The organism is Asaia sp. Ae19-3 (genome assembly GCF_059801175.1).
Genome location: NZ_JBCHWF010000001.1, coordinates 1,041,558 through 1,060,230, shown reverse-complemented (window position 1 = coordinate 1,060,230; position 18,673 = coordinate 1,041,558). Strand labels below are relative to the sequence as shown.

Annotated in this window: 14 protein-coding genes; 13 read left to right on the top strand and 1 reads right to left on the bottom strand. The window is 59.0% G+C overall.

The genetic code is table 11. The annotated features are described in order from the left end of the window. The first annotated feature begins 175 nt into the window (after nt 1-175). The 6 genes from AAID99_RS04530 to purF all read left to right on the top strand — a co-directional run bounded on the left by AAID99_RS04530 (nt 176) and on the right by purF (nt 5,670). Nucleotides 176-424, top strand: coding sequence for a hypothetical protein (locus AAID99_RS04530; protein ID WP_188426486.1), 249 nt, complete (start codon nt 176-178; stop codon nt 422-424). Between the two features lie 314 nt (nt 425-738). Continuing rightward, a complete protein-coding gene (thiC, locus tag AAID99_RS04525) occupies nt 739-2,610 on the top strand; it encodes a phosphomethylpyrimidine synthase ThiC (protein ID WP_498493259.1) in 1,872 nt (623 codons plus the stop codon). Nucleotides 2,611-2,818: 208 nt separating this feature from the next. After that, on the top strand, nt 2,819-3,148 hold the full coding sequence (locus tag AAID99_RS04520) for a DMT family transporter (RefSeq protein ID WP_229719795.1): 330 nt from the start codon (nt 2,819-2,821) through the stop codon (nt 3,146-3,148). A gap of 90 nt (nt 3,149-3,238) precedes the next feature. Then, nucleotides 3,239-3,661 carry a hypothetical protein gene (locus AAID99_RS04515; protein ID WP_498493258.1) on the top strand — a complete coding sequence of 141 codons (423 nt, stop codon included), beginning with the start codon at nt 3,239-3,241 and terminating at the stop codon, nt 3,659-3,661. Further along, nucleotides 3,661-4,188 (top strand): CvpA family protein, encoded by a 528-nt coding sequence (locus AAID99_RS04510; RefSeq protein WP_188426489.1) that lies wholly within the window; start codon nt 3,661-3,663, stop codon nt 4,186-4,188. Before AAID99_RS04515 ends, AAID99_RS04510 begins: the two co-directional genes overlap by 1 nt. 54 nt (nt 4,189-4,242) lie before the next feature. Beyond that, nucleotides 4,243-5,670: an amidophosphoribosyltransferase gene (purF, locus tag AAID99_RS04505; RefSeq protein WP_229719797.1), complete on the top strand. Its 1,428-nt coding sequence runs from the start codon at nt 4,243-4,245 to the stop codon at nt 5,668-5,670. A 42-nt stretch (nt 5,671-5,712) separates the two neighbouring features. Here purF and AAID99_RS04500 read toward each other — a convergent pair whose 3' ends face one another. Further along, entirely contained in the window at nt 5,713-6,405 is a 693-nt protein-coding gene (locus AAID99_RS04500; protein ID WP_188426491.1) for a TetR/AcrR family transcriptional regulator, read from the bottom strand. Between the two features lie 170 nt (nt 6,406-6,575). On the opposite strand from AAID99_RS04500, the gene AAID99_RS04495 reads away from it, so the two are divergent. The 7 genes from AAID99_RS04495 to AAID99_RS04465 all read left to right on the top strand — a co-directional run bounded on the left by AAID99_RS04495 (nt 6,576) and on the right by AAID99_RS04465 (nt 18,580). Further along, nucleotides 6,576-7,811, top strand: a complete 1,236-nt coding sequence (locus AAID99_RS04495; RefSeq protein ID WP_498493257.1) for an efflux RND transporter periplasmic adaptor subunit — start codon at nt 6,576-6,578, stop codon at nt 7,809-7,811. Nucleotides 7,812-7,820: 9 nt separating this feature from the next. After that, nucleotides 7,821-10,976, top strand: coding sequence for an efflux RND transporter permease subunit (locus AAID99_RS04490; RefSeq protein ID WP_498493256.1), 3,156 nt, complete (start codon nt 7,821-7,823; stop codon nt 10,974-10,976). Then, nucleotides 10,973-12,457 carry an efflux transporter outer membrane subunit gene (locus AAID99_RS04485; RefSeq protein WP_498493255.1) on the top strand — a complete coding sequence of 495 codons (1,485 nt, stop codon included), beginning with the start codon at nt 10,973-10,975 and terminating at the stop codon, nt 12,455-12,457. Before AAID99_RS04490 ends, AAID99_RS04485 begins: the two co-directional genes overlap by 4 nt. Before the next feature lie 14 nt (nt 12,458-12,471). Further along, entirely contained in the window at nt 12,472-12,813 is a 342-nt protein-coding gene (locus AAID99_RS04480; protein ID WP_498493254.1) for a hypothetical protein, read from the top strand. A gap of 174 nt (nt 12,814-12,987) precedes the next feature. Further along, nucleotides 12,988-14,271 carry a TolC family protein gene (locus AAID99_RS04475; RefSeq protein WP_498493253.1) on the top strand — a complete coding sequence of 428 codons (1,284 nt, stop codon included), beginning with the start codon at nt 12,988-12,990 and terminating at the stop codon, nt 14,269-14,271. After that, the gene (locus tag AAID99_RS04470; protein ID WP_498493252.1) at nt 14,268-15,437 is read left to right on the top strand and encodes an efflux RND transporter periplasmic adaptor subunit; all 1,170 of its coding nucleotides are present in this window, start codon (nt 14,268-14,270) and stop codon (nt 15,435-15,437) included. The genes AAID99_RS04475 and AAID99_RS04470 overlap by 4 nt, the downstream gene beginning before the upstream one ends. Before the next feature lie 2 nt (nt 15,438-15,439). Further along, nucleotides 15,440-18,580, top strand: a complete 3,141-nt coding sequence (locus AAID99_RS04465; RefSeq protein ID WP_188426497.1) for an efflux RND transporter permease subunit — start codon at nt 15,440-15,442, stop codon at nt 18,578-18,580. The last annotated feature ends 93 nt before the right edge of the window (nt 18,581-18,673 follow it).

The window sequence follows — 18,673 nt, the reverse complement described above, 5'->3', positions numbered from 1 at the left end:
AGGGCGCCGGGGCTAACCCCTGAACATGCGTCGTTCAATAATAAGCCCTGATGCGGTGCCTGGCCTCAAACCTCCGCCTGTCATGCGCAAAGCAGTTGCGGGGCGGGGGCATTCATGGAAAGAGGTCACCCGGTCGTGAAGACACCGCCTTGCTGTCTGTCGTGGAGATGCCATCATGTGGGATGAACCCTATCTGGAGACCTGCTGTCGCTCGACACTGCATCGTGCGCTGCTTTGCGAAGGCATAGGTCGTCCCCAGGCGTTGCGAGATCAGCCCTGCCTCGAGCGGCTTCAGGCGATGGGATTCGTGACCTTGGGCGCAGATGGTCGCTTCTACATCACTCCCGCCGGTCTCAGCCGCCATGATCAGGAAATCGGCCAGCTCAAACCCATGAGCGCGCGTGCTTCTCGCGTGCGTGCCTGAAAACGCGCCTCTGGCCGGGTGTCGGCAGGGAGGTCACGCTTTTCCTTACGGTCAGGCAATCTAATTCGGTTGACAGAACCCTGCGGACAACGTCACACTCCGCGCCATACCAGGGGGTGCCTCGACAAGAGGCTGAGAGGCTGCTGGCGGTTTACCGCAGCGCAGCGACCCTTTCGCTCCGGCATGTGAGCGAAGAACCTGATCCGGTTCGTACCGGCGTAGGGATTGGTGTGAGCGGCCAGTCTCGTCTTGCGACCCCGTTCATCCTGCTCTTGCGCTGTCGGACATAACCCCACACCGCAAGGGGACAGAAAATGGACGACTCAACGCTTCCCACCCAGAACAAGGTCGCCGCGCGCGATCAGGCACCTGCTCATGGCAAGGTGACGTCAGGGCCGATTTCCGGCTCGCGCAAGATTTTCTCGAGCCCGGATGGCCGATCGGACATCACCGTGCCGTTTCGCGAGATCGATCTCGACCCGAGCGCCAACGAGGCGCCTGTACGCGTTTATGACACGTCCGGCCCCTATACCAACCCGGCCTATCACGCCGATGTCGCGCTCGGGCTCCCTGCCTTGCGCGCACCCTGGCTCACCAGGCGCGGCCTGACCGCCGTGACGGAAACACGGGCGATCAAGCCAGAGGATAATGGCTTTGCCAATGGCGCCCAGGCTGTGCCTCATTGTCCCGCCGCCCATAAGGTATTCGATGGCGTCGATGCGCCTTATGTCACGCAATACGAGTTCGCCCGCGCCGGGATCATCACCGAAGAGATGATCTTTGTCGCCCATCGTGAAAATCTGGGCCGTGCCAGCATGGTCGAGGGGGCGGAAGAGCGACGGGCCGATGGCGAGGATTTCGGGGCCGAGATTCCGGCTTTCATCACGCCGGAATTCGTGCGCTCCGAGATTGCTGCCGGTCGCGCCATCATTCCGGCCAATATCAATCATCCGGAACTCGAACCGATGATCATCGGGCGTAATTTTCTGGTCAAGATCAATGCCAATATCGGCAATTCTGCCGTGACCTCTTCAGCCGCGGAAGAGGTGGAGAAAATGGTGTGGTCGATCCGCTGGGGGGCGGATACGGTCATGGATCTCTCGACTGGGCGTAATATTCACAACATCCGCGACTGGATCCTGCGCAATTCGCCTGTGCCGATTGGGACGGTGCCTCTTTATCAGGCACTGGAAAAAGTGGGCGGTATCGCCGAGGATCTCACCTGGGAGATCTATCGCGATACCCTTATCGAGCAGGCAGAGCAGGGGGTGGATTACTTCACCATTCATGCCGGCGTGCGCATTGCCCATGTGCCGCTGACAGCAGGGCGCACCACTGGCATCGTCTCGCGTGGCGGGTCGATCATGGCGGCCTGGTGCCTTGCCCATCACCGCGAGAATTTCCTCTACGAGCATTTCGACGAGATCTGCGACATCATGCGTCGCTATGACATCTCATTTTCGCTTGGCGACGGGCTGCGGCCTGGCTCGATTGCTGATGCCAATGACGCCGCGCAATTTGCTGAGCTCGAAACGCTTGGCGAACTTGCCCGCATCGCCTGGGCAAAGGGGTGTCAGGTCATGATCGAAGGGCCGGGTCATGTGCCCATGCACAAGATCAAGATCAATATGACCAAGCAGCTGCGCGAATGCGGTGAGGCCCCGTTCTATACGCTCGGTCCGCTGACCACCGATATCGCGCCGGGGTATGATCATATCACGTCAGGCATCGGGGCCGCGATGATCGGCTGGTACGGCTGTGCCATGCTCTGCTATGTAACACCCAAGGAGCATCTCGGCCTGCCCGACCGCTCCGACGTCAAGGTCGGTGTGATCACCTACAAGATCGCAGCCCATGCCGCAGATCTTGCCAAGGGCCATCCGGCAGCGCAGATCCGCGACGACGCCATCTCGCGCGCGCGCTTTGAATTCCGCTGGCAGGACCAGTTCAATCTCGCCCTGGACCCTGATACGGCACGCTGCTTCCATGACGAGACCCTGCCCAAGGAAGCGCACAAGACTGCTCATTTCTGCTCGATGTGCGGGCCGAAATTCTGCTCGATGAAGATCAGCCATGACATACGGCGCAACGCCGAGCGTGAGCAGGGCATGGAACAGATGAAGGAAGCGTTCAGAAGCGGGGGCAACAAGCTTTACGTCGCCGCAGAGGAACCCGAAAAAGTCTGAGACAAAGACTATCTGGCCTGGCGGCACGACATCCCGCCAGGCCGTTCTCGATTGCTCATGCAGGGAGGCACTATCGCTCGGCGTGCGCGTTTTCTTCCTGCGTGACAGGGAAAGGGTGGGTTGTTAGAGAAAGTGCCGGATCAGACAAAACCGAATTGAGGTGTCCGTTCCCTCGGTAACCGCCACCCTGGCCCTGACGAGACACATCATGACCTATCTCTTTCTTTTCGTCGCCATCTGCTCCGAAGTTTTTGCGACGACCATGCTGAAACTTTCGGATAGTTTTGTCCGACCCCTGCCGGGAATGCTGAGCGTCTTCGGTTATTGCATCTCGTTCTACGCGCTTTCGTTCACGCTTCGTACCATGCCTACCGGTATCGCCTATGCCATCTGGTCGGGTGTGGGAATTGTGCTGATCTCGGCCATCAGCTGGGTCAAGTTCAAGCAGGCGCTCGATGCACCTGCGATGATAGGGCTTGGCCTTATCATCGTCGGCGTGGTGGTCGTTAACGTGTTTTCAAAATCTGTGGGGCACTAAGGATTAATCCGCGTGATTTTTGCGGCGCAAACATTCATTTGATTGACGCTGGCCATGGCGAATTCATATGGCTGGTGTATGAAGGCGCCCATGGTTCCCCCCCATATTCTCGACAGGCTGGTAGAAGCGCATCGCATTCCGACAGGAGATGCGACGGTGAAAGCTGCCGCCCAGCAGAAGGGCAAGGGGCGCAAGAAGCGGGAGACGCAACGCCCAGACGTCATCACGCTGCCTCATGAAGCCTTGCGACGTGATCTGGCGCATTCGATCGTCAGATGCACGAGCTTCTATATGCTGGAGCAACCGGAAGAGCTGGTGGCCCACAGCGCTGCCTTTCTTGAAGCCCTGATGCGTCTATGGGGAGAGCGCAATATTGACGCGACAGAAGTCTGGCGTGAAATAGATCACCGGCTTCAGCTGGGCAATCTTCTGACGCAGATCAACAGCGATATCCCCCACAGCCCCGAGACCGCCCGCAAATTCTGGCGTCCCTCATCAACCAAACTGCCCTGATGGATAATACTACAGATATCGTCTGCCTCGTCATTCTGGGGCTTTCGGCGCTCTGGGGATTCACGCGTGGTTTCGCGCGCGAGATCTTCAGCCTTGCCGCATGGGGGGGCGCGTTCGTGCTGGCAGGCCAGACTGCACCGCTCATTCTGCCCTGGCTGTCCGAGAAGATCAGTGATGGCATGGCCGCAGGCGCGCTGGCCTATGTCATTTCTTTCATCGTGCTGGTTCTGGTGCTCTCGACCATTGCCCAGCGTTTTGCCACAGGGCTGCGCAGTGTCCTCGTCGGCGGCACCGATCGCCTGCTTGGCTGCGGCTTCGGGCTGGTTCGCGGCGCCCTTATCCTTGTGGTGTTGTATCTCGGGGTTGTCTCCTTTGTGGGTGAAATTACTGCCCGTTCCCTCGTTGCAGGCACCTGCTCGGGTCCCTACATTCTGAGTGGCGTGAAGGTGCTGCAAGAGCTGACGCCATATTTCCCGCAACTTCATCTTGCCTTGCCGTCCGCAAAAGGCCATGACGCAGCCTTCTGATCGACCCAGCCTCGACCGCCAATGCGTGACCGTGCAAAGGAGCGCCGCCAGATTATGATTCCTGACACACTCGAAACTTCGAACCGTCCCTATGAGGAATGCGGCGTCGTAGGTATCTGGGGTGCCCCCGATGCGGCCGCGCTCGCAGCACTCGGTCTGCATGCGCTTCAGCATCGTGGTCAGGAAGCCGCTGGCATCGTCAGCCATGACAGCGAGCGCTTCTGCCAGCACAAGGGGCTTGGTCTCGTTGGTGACGTATTCAGCGATGCCCGTGTCATGGCGACGCTCAAGGGCAAAAGCGCCATCGGGCATAACCGTTATGCCACGACGGGCGGCACGCTGCTGCGCAATGTTCAGCCGCTCTACGCCGATTTTGAGTTCGGTGGCCTTGCCGTGGCGCATAACGGCAATCTGACCAACGCTGCCACTCTGAGGCGGGCGCTTGTGAAGCGCGGCTGTCTGTTCCAGTCCACGACAGACACCGAAGTCTTTGTTCATCTGATCGCTATCTCGCTTTACGCAACCGTGCTAGAGCGGCTCGTCGATGCGGCAAAGCAGGTGAAGGGTGCCTATTCGGTCCTCGCTCTGGCACCGGAATTCCTTGTCGGGCTTCGTGATCCGCTTGGCGTGCGCCCGCTGATCCTCGGTCGTACGGCAGATGGCGGCTGGATGCTGGCAAGCGAGACCTGTGCGCTCGATATCGTTGGGGCCGAGTTCGTGCGTAATGTCGAGCCAGGCGAAATGGTCATTATCGATAATGATGGTGTGCGCTCCATGCGTCCCTTCGCCCAGACGAGCCCGCGCTTTTGCGTGTTCGAATACATCTATTTCGCCCGGCCCGATTCAATCCTCGAAAACCACTCGGTTTACGAGGCGCGTAAGCAGATTGGCGTCGAACTGGCTCGCGAAAGCGGTGTCGAAGCCGATGTGATCGTGCCGGTTCCCGATTCAGGCGTACCTTCGGCAATGGGCTTTGCCGCAGAAAGCGGCATTCCCTTCGAGATGGGTATCATCCGCAACCATTATGTCGGACGAACCTTCATCGAGCCGACCGATCAGATCCGCAATCTGGGCGTGCGCATGAAGCATTCGGCCAATACGCCGGTGCTGCAGGGCAAGCGTGTGGTGCTGGTGGATGATTCCATCGTGCGTGGCACAACGTCGCGCAAGATCGTCGACATGGTACGCGCTGCAGGGGCTACAGAGGTGCATATGCGCATCAGCAGCCCACCCACAAAGCATCCCTGTTTCTATGGCATCGATACGCCCGAAGAGAGCCAGCTTCTGGCTGCAACGCACAGCATCGAGGAAATGGCTGAGGCTATCGGCGTCGACAGCCTTGCCTTCATCTCGTTCGATGGTCTGTACCGCGCCCTCGGACACGATGACCGCACCGGGGCTGAAGGCCGTTATTGCGACGCCTGCTTTACCGGCGACTATCCCATCGAGCTGGTCGACAAGGAAGGGCGTCTGGTCGCCTGACCTGAAACGCCCTCATTTTTCGAAGTGCATAAAAAACGGGGCTCAGGCCCCGTTTTTATTGTCTAGTCCCTTGAGAAACATGGCTACCACACGGTGGAGATAATCCGGGTTGTCCCGCCAGTACTGTTTCGGGCGGCAATGGCTCAATTCGCAGAGTATGAATGTGGCCAGCGCGCTGCCAAACAGCATGTCTGATGCTTCTTCGACATCATCGATCTTCAGCAGTCCACGATCACAGAGGCGCTCAAGCCAGAGTCTGAGCGGAAAGGGGCCGTTCTGGCTCGAAAAAAACTCACGAACAAAGCGGCTGGCTTCCGGATTGCGGGAGACCTCCGAAATCACGACCCTGATCAGATTGAGCCGCTTCTCTTCCATCATCGTGGCGCCAAGGGCCTGGAGACCATAGACGAGTTGGTCCTCGACCGTTTCACCTTTGAGTTCCAGATCGCGCAGACCTGACAGGAGAAGGCGATCGTGCAGAAGCTGCTCAACCATCTCCTGTTTGGAGCTGAACATGTGGTAGAGCGTCTTTTTCGACATATTCGAGCACTGGGCGATCCGGTCCATCGACGCACCGGAATAGCCGTGCTCCTGCAGGACCTGCTCGGCAGCATCAAGGATTCGATCGCGCCTTTCCGTTTCGCACAGGACGGGTGGACGCCCGCACTGACGCCTTCCCTGAAGAGAGTTTTCATCACGCAGGGCGGTGGAAGAGGGTGAGGCCAGATCTGACATAATGCTGTGAAAAACCACTCCAGGGCAGCGTCCGGTCCGTTGACCGGGGTTCGGAAACCGTATAGTTCCCTATGCATGAGAAACTCAAGGGTTTCCGAAAACCTTTTTTGGCGCAAGCGCGAGGTTGGCGGCGACTCTTGGGGCCATCGTTATTTCTGGATAGCGCCACTATGCGAGTATTATCGTCTCTCTCTTCACGTTCGCCGTGGACCCTGAAGACCACAACAAGCCTTTCCCTGCGCCTTATTCCCCTGGCTCTTTTGACGCTCGATCTTTCAGGCTGCAAACACAAGGCTGCGGCTCCCAAGCCGCCGCCGCAGACAGTTGGCATTTACACGGTTCATCCGCACCCTCTCAAGACGAGTACGTCCCTGCCGGGCCGCGTCGAGGCCTTTGAGCAGGCGCAGGTGCGCCCTCAGGTCGGTGGTGTGATTCTGAAGCGGACCTTCGAACAGGGAACAGACGTCAAGGCAGGGCAACTGCTCTATGTCATCAATCCTGCACCGTTCAAAGCAAGCTATGACCAAGCCAAGGCGCAGCTCCTGCACGCCGAAGCTGCCGCCCTGAGCATTCGCGCCCAGCTCGACCGTTATCGCCCTCTTGCTGCGGCCCATGCTGTCAGTAAACAGGACTACGACAATACACTTTCCTCGGCACGCCAGGCAGAAGCCGATATTGCGCAGGCCAAGGCCAATGTTGATAGTGCCGCCGTCAATCTGGATTGGACACAGGTGCGATCCCCCATCGACGGGCGCATCGGACGTATGCTCGTGACCCCCGGCACACTCGTCACCGCTGGCCAGACCACGGCCATTGCCACGGTCACGCGCATGGACCCGATCTATGTGGACGTCAACCTTGCCACTTCTGACATGCTGCGCCTGCGACGCGAATTCGCCAGCGGCAAGCTGGAAAAGGTCTCGGGCAACGCCGCGGCCGTAGAGCTTACGCTTGAAGATGGCAGCCATTACGACAAGGCGGGTCAACTGCGTCTGACCGAAGTCACAGTCGATCCGGCCACCGGCACCATGATCGTACGCGCGGAGTTCCCGAACCCTGACCGTCTGCTGATGCCTGGTATGTATGTTCATGCTGAAGTTGCTGAGGGTGTCGATCCCAAGGCCATCACCATTCCTCAGCCGGCGTTGCAGCGTGACTCCAAGGGCGATCCCTTCGTTTATGCGCTCGATGGCGACAACAAGGTGACCATGCGCTTTGTTCAGCTCGACCGTGCCCTCGATGGCGACTGGGTCGTGATGGGTGGCCTGAACGATGGCGACCGCATCATCGTCGAAGGATTGCAAAAGGCCCATCCAGGTGCCGTCGTAAAGCCGATCGAAAAATCAGCTGACGATAAGGCCAAGGAAGGCAAGCCAGCCGACGCCCAGCCCGCGCACGCAGGATAAGAGTAGTCCATGTCTCGTTTCTTTATCGACAGACCGATCTTCGCCTGGGTTATAGGGCTGATCATCATGCTGGTGGGCGGCGTTGCCATTTTCAGCATGCCGATTGCCCAGTACCCCTCCATTGCTCCGCCACAGATCGCGATCACGGTTGACTATCCCGGGGCATCCGCCGAGACGGTGAACAACACCACCGTCCGGCCGATCCTGCAGCAGATGTTCGGCCTCGATCACCTCGAATATCTTTCAGCATCGTCCTATGGCTCTGGCCATATGGAAATCGACCTGACCTTTGCTCAGGGAACAAATCCTGACATCGCGCAGGTGCAGGTGCAGAACAAACTGCAGCTGGCGCAGCCGCGCCTGCCGACAGAAGTTGTCAATCAGGGCCTGAGCGTCACCAAGGCCGTGAAGAACTTCATGCTCGTGCTCGCCTTTATCTCGACCGACAGCAGTATGTCGGGTCAGGATATTGCCGACTATGTGGCTTCGAACGTATCCGATCCGCTTTCACGCGTTTCCGGTGTAGGTGACCATACGCTGTTCGGTTCTGAATACGCTATGCGCGTGTGGATGGACCCAAACAAGCTTTATAAATACTCGCTTAATGTCAGCGATGTTCAGACAGCCGTCCAGCAGCAAAACATCCAGGTTTCATCGGGTGAACTCGGCGGTCTGCCTTCCACGAAGGAGATCGGCTTTGACGCCACCATCATTGGGCCGACCCGCCTCAGTGAGCCTGAGCAGTTCAAGAAGATCGTGCTCAAGGTGCAGCAGGATGGATCACAGGTTCTGCTCAGCGATGTCGCCCGTGTCGAACTGGGCGCTCAGAACTATAACCTGACCTCGTTCTACAACAACCTGCCGACCGTAGGCATGGCGCTCAAGCTCGCGCCGGGTGCGAACCAGCTGACAACCGAGACGGCGGTGCGCGCCAAGGTTGCAGAGCTGGAGAAATTCTATCCGCAGGGCCTCAAGACGGTTTACCCACTCGATACCGAGCCGTTCATCACCCTGTCGATCCAGGACGTTGTCATCACGCTGCTCGAGGCCATCGCGCTCGTCTTTGTCGTGATGCTGATCTTCCTGCAGAATTTCCGTGCCACGCTTATCCCGACAATCGCCGTGCCGGTCGTGCTGCTGGGTACATTCGGTGTGCTCGCGGCGCTGGGCTTTTCCATCAACACACTGACCATGCTGGCCATGGTGCTCGCCGTCGGTCTCCTCGTCGATGACGCGATCGTGGTGGTTGAGAACGTCGAGCGTGTGATGAGCGAGAGGGGCTTGTCCCCCAAGGAGGCCTCGCGTCAGTCGATGGACGAAATCACGGGTGCCCTCGTAGGTATCGTGCTCGTTCTGACGGCGGTGTTCCTGCCCATGGCCGCCTTCAGCGGTTCGACCGGTGTGATCTACCGTCAGTTCTCGATCACCATCGTAGCGGCCATGTGGCTCTCGGTACTGGTGGCAACGGTCATGACGCCCGCATTGTGCGGCTCAATGCTCAAGCCTACCCACAAGGAGCACAAAACCGGACCGATCGCCTGGTTCAACCGCAACTTTGATCGCATGACTAACGGCTACCTGAAGGGCGTGCGACGCCTGGTGCGCAGCCGTCTGGTGAGCATGCTCATCTTCGCGGTTTTTGCTGCCGGTGCTGTTTTCCTGTTCCTTCGCGTTCCGGGCGGCTTCCTGCCGGAAGAAGATCAGGGCATTATCTTCGGTCAGGTCACGATGCGTCCGGGTGCCAATAATGCCCAGACGGCGGCGGTCAACCGCAAGATCACCGATTACGTGATGCACAAATACGGTGATATCGCGCAGTCCGTCTTCGCCATGAACGGCTTCAATTTTGCCGGTCAGGGCCAGAGCGCTGGTGCCTTCTTCATTCGTCTCAAGCCGTGGGATGAGCGTCCGGGTTACAAGAACACCACTATGTCGGTGGCTGGCGAAATCATGAAGCACTTCTGGATGGATCCGGAAGCGATCATCTTCGCCATCAATCCACCTGCTGTCATGGAGCTCGGCAACGCGGCAGGTTTCGATCTTGAGCTTGAGGATAACGGGCATCTGGGTCACAAGGCCCTCCTTGCCGCCCGAAACCAGGTTCTGGCCGAGGCTGCCAAAAACCCGCGCCTGATGGCTGTGCGCCCGATGGGGCTCGAGGACCAGCCTCAGTTCCATCTGGATATCGACCGTGAGCGTGCCAACGCACAGGGCGTGACGAATGCCGAGATCAATACCACCATCCAGGGGGCGTTTGGCTCGATCTACGTCAACCAGTTCATGCGCAGCGACCGTGTCAAACAGGTCTATATCGAAGGTGAAGCCTGGGCGCGCATGACGCCTGAGGACCTCAATAAATGGTATGTGCGCAACACTGCCGGCAATATGGTGCCGTTCAACTCCTTTGCCACCGGTAACTGGATTGTCGGCCCGCAGAAGGTGGAAGACTATAATGGTCTGAACTCCTTCGAATTGCAGGGGCAGGGCGCACCAGGCACAAGCTCGGGCGATGCCATGAAGGAGATGGAAAAGATCCTGACTCATCTGCCCAAGGGTATCGGGTATGAGTGGACCGGCATTTCCTATGAACAGGTCGCATCCAGCGGTTCGACTGGCCCGCTCTACGCACTCGCAGCGATCGTCATTCTGCTTTGCCTTGCGGCGCTTTATGAAAGCTGGGCCATTCCGCTTGCAGTGCTGATGGTGCTGCCACTTGGTGTGCTCGGCGCGATTGGTGCCACGCTGTGGCGTGGTCTGGATAACGACGTGTATTTTCAGGTGGGCCTACTGACCACGGTCGGTCTATCGGTCAAGAACGCCATTCTGATTGTCGAATTCGCTAAAGAGTTCTTCGAGCAGGGTGACTCTCTTGAAGATGCCGTTCTTAAGGCCGGTCGCGAGCGTCTTCGCCCGATCCTGATGACGTCCATCGCTTTCGTCTGCGGTGTTTTCCCGCTTGCCATTGCGACAGGCGCCGGCTCGGCGGCCCGCGTGGCCATTGGCACCTGCGTGGTGGGCGGCATGTTGTCCGCGACCCTTCTGGCCGTGTATTTCGTTCCGGTTTTCTTCGTAGTGATCCTGCGTCTGTTCAAGGTGACACGCATGAAAGATCGCGTTGACCCGTACGAACACCGCAATGAAGCCGCTCGAGGAGAGGGCGCATGAGCCAGTTTTCAAAACTCAAGACGGTGAGCGCCCTGATGGCGTTCACCATGCTCGCCTCCTGCGATCTGGCGCCGAAATATCAGCGCCCGACGCAACCGGTGCAGAACGCTTTCCCGAGTGATTCCGGCAAGACGCAGCCGCTTGTCGGCCAGGCTGCTTCCGATATCGGCTGGAAGCACTTCTTTACCGATCCGCGCCTGCGCGCGCTGATCGAGCTGGCACTGAAGAACAACCGTGATCTGCGCAGTCAGGCTGCGGCGATCATGGAAGCACAGGGCAGCTATGAAGTGCAGCATGCCTCGCTCTTCCCGCCGATCGGCGTGACTGGGCAGGGGCAGTATTTTGCGCCGTCAGAGACTGCGGGCTTCTCCTTTGCGCCGGGCCTTGGTCGTGGCACTTCAATGCTACGCTATTACGGTATGGGGATCGGGTTTTCGTCCTACGAAATCGATCTTTTCGGTCGCATCCGCAACCTGTCCAGACAGCAGGCTGAAGAAGTGCTCAGCTCGCGCATGAGCGCGCAATCCGTGCTCATCAGCACTGTGTCGCAGGTGGCCAATACCTATCTGTCCTGGCTGGCGGACAGGGAGCTCGTGCGTGTCACGAACGATACCCTGGTCTCGCAGACCAACACCCTCAACCTTACCAAGCTCAAATACGATCATGGTGAGGCAGACGCTCTGACCCTGGCCCAGACCCAGACCCAAGTGGAACAGGCGGCGAGCAACAAGGCGCAATATGAGCGCCAGATGGCGCAGGACGAGCATCAGCTTCAGTTGCTGGTTGGTGTGCCTCTGCCTGACACGCTTCCGGCGCCTCAGCCTTTCGGTGCGCAGACCCTGCTTACCGATCTGCCTGCAGGTCTGCCTTCGGATCTGATTGCGCAGCGTCCCGACATTCGGGCGGCCGAACATAATCTGATCGGCGCCAATGCAAATATCGGTGCGGCACGCGCGGCCTTCTTCCCGAAGGTCACCCTGACCGCACAGGAAGGTGTCAGCTCGCTCCAGTTCAGACATCTCTTCACGCCTGGCGCCCAGACCTGGTCGGTCTCGCCCAATATTGAGCTGCCGATTTTCACCTGGGGTCAGAACGAAGGTAATCTTAAGGTCTCGAAGGCACGTCGCCTGTCCCAGATCGCGACCTATGAGAAGACTGTCCAGACGGCGTTCAAGGAAGTGTCTGACGCTCTGACGGCGCGTGAGACCTATCTTGCCCAGGACACGCATCTCAAGGCGCTTGTCGGCTCATCGCAGCAGGCCTTTGATCTTGCCATGATGCGCTACAACACCGGTATCGACCCGTACCTCACGACCCTGACTCAGCAGCGCAGCCTTTACGATGCGCAGCAGAATCTCATAGTCGTGCAACTCGCGCGTTACCAGAATCTGGTAACGTTGTACCGGGCCCTTGGCGGCGGCTGGAGTGCGGCGGATGTTGCCACTGCCAGCGCGCAGCCCGGTGCACCGCGTAAAGGTTGAGACAGGAAACCAGAATGAAACAGGGAAAACTGTTCGGCGCTGTTCTGGGTATGATGACGGCCGGGGCGTTTATTCTCCCCGGTCTGGCACAGGCCCAGGATGACGATGACAGCAAGAAGAAGCCTGACATGCACCAGCTCGCCCGGTCTTCGGCTCTGCCGAAAGCCGAGGCCGATTTCAGCATGTTCAAGTTCCGCCCCAAGGGTGATAAGGTAATCGAACAGCCGGATGCCAATCGCATCCTGTTCAAGCGTCCGGACGGGACACCTGATGGTTACGCTCAGCGCCGTGGCAATGCGGTGATCTATTATGATCGCTCCGGCAAGGTCTCTCACGTCCAGACGCTGGATAACTGACACAAGCTGCATCATGAGCGCATCGTGGAAAGGCTCGGAATACGGCCCGAACTTCAGCTGATGCGCTCGTGCCGCCACCGGAATTCCCGGTTGCCGCAGATTTTATTATTTAATTTATCATTCAGCCAAGTTTTGTCGCGGATTACGCGCGGTTAATGCGTAAGATCGGGAATCATGTCAGTGATTTCCAGGTCGCACAGGCAGCGCATCAAGGCGCGGGCTCATTCCTTCTCTTTCAGGAGCTCCCGACTGAGGGGGGCACTCTTCGTCATGGGTGCCGTTGCGATGGCGCCACCATGTCTGGCCGAGAGCTTTCACGAAGCCATCCAGTCGGCATGGGACAGAGACCCGGCCAATCAATCCTTCGCCGTTGATGCGAAGGCTTCCGCCAAAAACGCTCGTGCTGCGCAATCCTGGTTTCCCGATGGGCCGATCGTTGCCGGGCAATATCTCGATGACCATTTCATCGGCTCCAATCTCGGTTACACGACCTATCAGGGCAGCATCAGCGTGCCACTCTGGCTTCCGGGGCAAGGCACAGCCACCATGCGCACCGCCTTGGCCGATGAGGCAGTGGCCAAGGCACGTATCAAGGTGCAGCATTTGCTGAGCGCGGTTCGCGTACTCGATCTCGCCAGCAACGCGACCCTGCTCCAGAAGAAAATCGGTAATCTGCGCGCCACCAGTGCCTTGTTGAGCCGTGTGGCTCAAAGTTCGCATCAGGGTCTCCGAGCCGGTGAAATTGCTGCGGCCGATTTCGATGCTGTCATCGGTGAACAAGGCGATATCGACGCCCAGATTGCCCAGTCGGAACAGGCGCTCGAAAGCGCCCGTGCCGAGCTCGATGCTCTGACAGGCACAGATGATATTCCTGATATTCTTTCGCTAGACGGACGTATTCTAGGCAATCAGACGCTCACACTCGATCCCTCGCAGGATCCGCGTATCCAGATGGCTCAGGCGGTCAGCAAAAGCGCAAAGGCCTCTTATGCGCTGGCACGCCATTCCTACATGCCCGCACCGCAGGTTGGGGTGCAGGTGGTCAAACAGGGACAGTATGGCAGCCCCTGGGATACGCAGGTCGGCGTGCAGTTTTCGATGGCCCTGCCAAGCGAGGCGCGCAACACCCCCATGATCATGAAGGAAGTCAAGGCCATGGGGGCCGCCGAGCGCGATGCAGTGCTGGCGCAGCGTCAAGTCACGACCGAGTATCGACGCACTCGGGCAAGTCTCGGCTCTGCGCTGAGCATGATGCGCCATACGAATTCCGCGCGACAGGCGCTCGATGCGCGCGCGCAGGATCTCGAACATGCCTGGAGTGTCGGTGAGACGCCGGTCATCGAATATCTGCGTGCGCGCCGTGCTGCGCTCGATGCAGGACAAAGAAGTGCTGAGGCCGATGTCATCTGGCATGCGGCGATTATCAGAATGAGCCTGATGGCGGGGCGTTATCCATGAAATATTCCTGTCTGCGGCTTCTGGTCGCGCTTCCACTTTGTGCCCCCGCCGCCTGGGCCCAGACCGATAGTGACTGGCCAAGCCGCCCGATTGCCATCACGAAGGAAGCCCTCAAAAGCGAAAGTATTCATACGGCAAAAGCCCAGAGCGGCGGGCTGCCGCCGCATATCGATGTGCCTGCCTATATCGATCAGGATGACAGGCGCAGCGCGCGCATTCATCCGGTCGGGCAGGGGCGGGTACAGAGCATTCTGGTCACGCCTGGGGAGCAGGTCAAAAAGGGCCAGGTGCTGTTCACCTATGACGACTTCAGCCTGAGTGATGCGAATCAGCGCCTGCTTTCCGCCGAGGCCTCGCTTCAGCAGGCTCAGGCGCTGCGCGACGATGCGCGGTTATCCTATGACCGGGGTCGGGCGCTGCAAGGCGGTGCGGTATCGCAAGGTGAAGCACAGCGGCGTTATTCGCGTCTGAAAGAGGCCGAGGGCACGGTACAACGCAGCCGGGCCATTGTGCAGAACGAGCGCGAGCGGCTTGCCCGGTTCAGCTCTTCTTCAGAGCGTACCGAGGGGCTCCATTCTGCGGTGATCTCTCCGATTGATGGTATTGTCGACAAGATCACCGTCGGGGTAGGCGAAGAGGTTTCCAATCGCACCGCCCCTGCTGTCGAAGTCGATGACCTGAGCAGGGTCTGGGTTGTATCGCAGGTAGGGGAACAGCAGGCTGTCCAGTTGAGCCGGGGCGGGCGTCAGCTCACCTGGCCGACACCGGACACAAAGCCCATCGTCTCGCATATCGATCTGATCGAGGGCAGCGTCGACCCGATGACGCGCCATGTTCTGGTGCGCAGTCTGGTCGAGAACACGAAACGCCTCCTGAGGCCCGAGATGCTGGTCAAGACCCGCCTTTTCGCATCGGAAACTGTAAAGGGCACGCTCGTTCCCGAGGCGGCGATCCAGACGATCGGCAGTCAGAGTTGTGTGTTCGTCAGACTGGACGATACGCATTATGAGGCGCGTAAGGTCAGCACCGGCCCCGATCTCGACGGCATGATCGTGGTGACGAAAGGCCTCAAGCCCGGCGAGATCGTCGTGACCGCTGGCAGTTTCGTCCTGAAATCGCAGGCACTTCTGGCGCCAGAGCCCAATCACGGAGAGGGCGGGCGCTGATCATGCGATTCATGCTTTCCCTGCTGCGGGGCCGCGCTGCCATTCTGGGTGCGGTCGTGCTGCTCATGATCGCTGGCATTGCCGATCTCAGATCGCTGTCGGTCGAGCCTGTACCCGATATCTCGCCCAAACAGGTTCTGATCTCTGTCCGCGCACCCGGCTTACCAACGGAAGAGGTGGAACGTCTCGTTACGTTCCCGATCGAAACGGTGATGTCGGGCGTGGTCGGCGTCAACTCCATGCGCTCTGTCTCGCGCACCGGGGTGTCCGTTCTCTATCTTCAGTTCGACGACGGCACCGATATTTATCGAGCCCGCCAGCTTATCGCCGAGCGCCTGCCGCAGGCACGCGCTGCCGTGTCGGTGCGCGGGTTGTCGATCACGATGGGGCCAATGGCCACGGGGATGGGAGAGATTCTGCAACTCCAGATTCATGGCGAGGGGCGCTCTCTTGCGGCCCTGAACCGGATCATGACGTGGAATGTGGTGCCAAAGCTTCGCCTCATCCCGGGTGTCATCGACGTCAACATCAATGGCGGCGCCTCACAAACCTATGAGGTGGCCCTCAACCCGATGGCGCTGCGACAGTTCCAGGTCTCGGTTTCCGATGTTTTCAATGCGGTCGATCGCGATAACGAGGCGGCCGGTGGCGCCTGGATCGAGCATAATGACGAGCAACATATCATTGTCGGACGCTCCCTGATCGACAGCCTGCATGAGCTGGGTGAGGTGCAGGTGCGCTCCATGCCCAATGGTGGCGTGGTGCATGTGCGTGATGTCGGCACGGTCCAGGAGGGCACGCTTCCCCGTCTGGGAGGTGTCACGCGCGACGGTGAGGGCGAGATCGTTAATGCCGTCATCCTGCTGCAACAAGGTGCCAATGCCAAGGCCACGCTCGCGCGTATCGACGCGGCCTTGCCCAAAATCGTCTCGACCCTGCCGCAGGGCGTCACGCTCGAACCCTATTACAGCCGGGCCACCCTGACCGATGTGACCATCCACACCGTCAAGGAAAACCTCCTTCTCGGGGCCCTGCTCGTTCTGATTGTCCTTCTGATCGTGATCGGTGACTGGCGCGCTTCGGTCGTGATCATTTCGGTCATTCCCTTTTCGCTCGTTGCAGCCATGGTTGGTATGCGGCATCTGGGTATCTCGGCCAATCTGCTCAGTCTGGGTGCCATCGATTTCGGCATGGTTGTCGATAGTGCGCTCGTTATTGTCGAGAGTGTGCTCTCCAGCCAGGCACCCGGTGATGTGCCATTGACGCGACGCATCGCCGAGACGGTTGCCTCGGTGGCAAGACCGGTGATCTTCGCCATTCTGATCATCATTCTTGTCTATCTGCCGGTCCTCACGCTCGAAGGGGTTGAGGGGCGTATGTTCCGCCCGATGGCCCAAACGGTCATTCTCGCCCTGATCGCATCGCTGCTTTATGCGCTGATAGCTGTGCCTGCCTTTGCGGCACTGCTCATGCGGATCAAGCCCGGTCACGGACCCGGCCACCATGCCGACAGTAATGGTGGGGTTGAGGAAGCAACACGCGGAACTGAGCACGACACGTTCTTCATCCGCTTTCTGCGGCGCGGTTTTGCCCCCGCCTCGCAATGGTGCATGGCCCACGGCAAAATGGTGATGGGTATCGCGATGGTCATCCTGATCTTGTCCGTCGGGTTGACCACGCGGCTTGGTGGCGAATTCATTCCGCAGCTGCAGGAGGGCGATCTTATCGTCACCTCCACACGCCTGCCGGGCATATCGCTCGATGCCTCCTTGCGATCGATTCAGCAGATCGAGCGCACGCTCAAGCAGTTTCCCGATATTCGTATGCTCGTGAGCAATAGCGGCACCTCGGCCATTCCGACCGACCCGCAGGGCGGCGAGCAATCAGACACCTATGTGCTGCTCAAGCCGCGCTCCGAATGGAAGACAGCCGACACGCAGGAAGGGCTCATCCGCGCCTTCGACGCAGCGCTGCGAAAGAACAATCCGGGGTCTCTCTACTCCTGGAGCCAGCCCATCCAGATGCGTATGGATGATCTGCAATCCGGCGTGCGGTCACAGATTGCGATTGGCATCTATGGCCCCGATATCGACAAGCTCATGAAGCTGGCTGCCCAGATAGCCAAGGTAGTCGACAACGTGCCGGGTGCCGCAGACGTGGCGCCGCAGGATGTAGGCACCATTCCCTATCTGCATATCGATGCCGATCGTACGGCCGCAGCACGCCTGAATGTCGATACGTCAGAAGTGCTCGACGTGGTTGAGTCCATCGGCGGTCATGTCGGCCCGCCCGTCTCCTTGCAGGATGCGCTGATTCCGACCGAGGTCCGTATCATGCCGCAGGCACGCGACAGCCTTGACGACATCAAGCTTCTGCCGGTGCTGACACGCGACGATCATACGGTGCGTCTCGACCAGGTTGCCGATATCACCTTGCGTGACGGCCCCGCTGCTATCAGACGCAATCAGGGTGAGCGACGCATGATGGTGCAGGCCAATGTGCGCGGGCGCGATCTGAGTTCCTTCGTCCAGGAGGCGCAGAAGGCGGTCAAAACCCAGATTAAGCTGCCGCCGGGCTATCGCGTCGAATGGAGCGGGCAGTTTCGTAATCTCCAGACCGCTGTTGCCCGTCTCGAAATCGTTGTACCGATCACCCTCGTGCTGATTTTCTGCCTGCTCATTTTGGCCCTTGGCGATGTCTGGCTTGCCGGTCTGGTGTTCGTGAACCTGCCTTTTGCCGCAACAGGTGGCATTATCGCTCTCTGGCTGCGTGCCATGCCGTTCAGCATCTCGGCGGGCATAGGCTTCATCGCCCTTTTCGGTGTCGCCACGCTCAACGGCGTAGTGCTGATTTCCTACATACGTGACAAGAGACTGGCCGGGTTCGATGCCGTATCTGCCGCCGTCAGTTCGGCGCGTGAGCGGTTTCGTCCTGTCATGGCGACAGCGACCGTCGCCTGTCTCGGGTTCTTTCCGATGGCTTTCTCTATGAGTGAGGGCGCAGAGGTAGAAAAACCACTGGCGACCGTGGTCATTGGCGGGCTGATCTCCTGTACCGCTCTGACCCTGCTGGTCTTGCCGACGCTCTATATCAAGCTCTCACGATTTCGTGAAAACAGAAAAGAAAACCGAATAGTTTCGTAAATCGAACCCCGAGGGGCTGGCAGCGTTAGGACGATATGTTACGGAAGACGCAGGCGCGTACCCCAAGGGGTCCAAGCGCCTTTTTCCGTAATA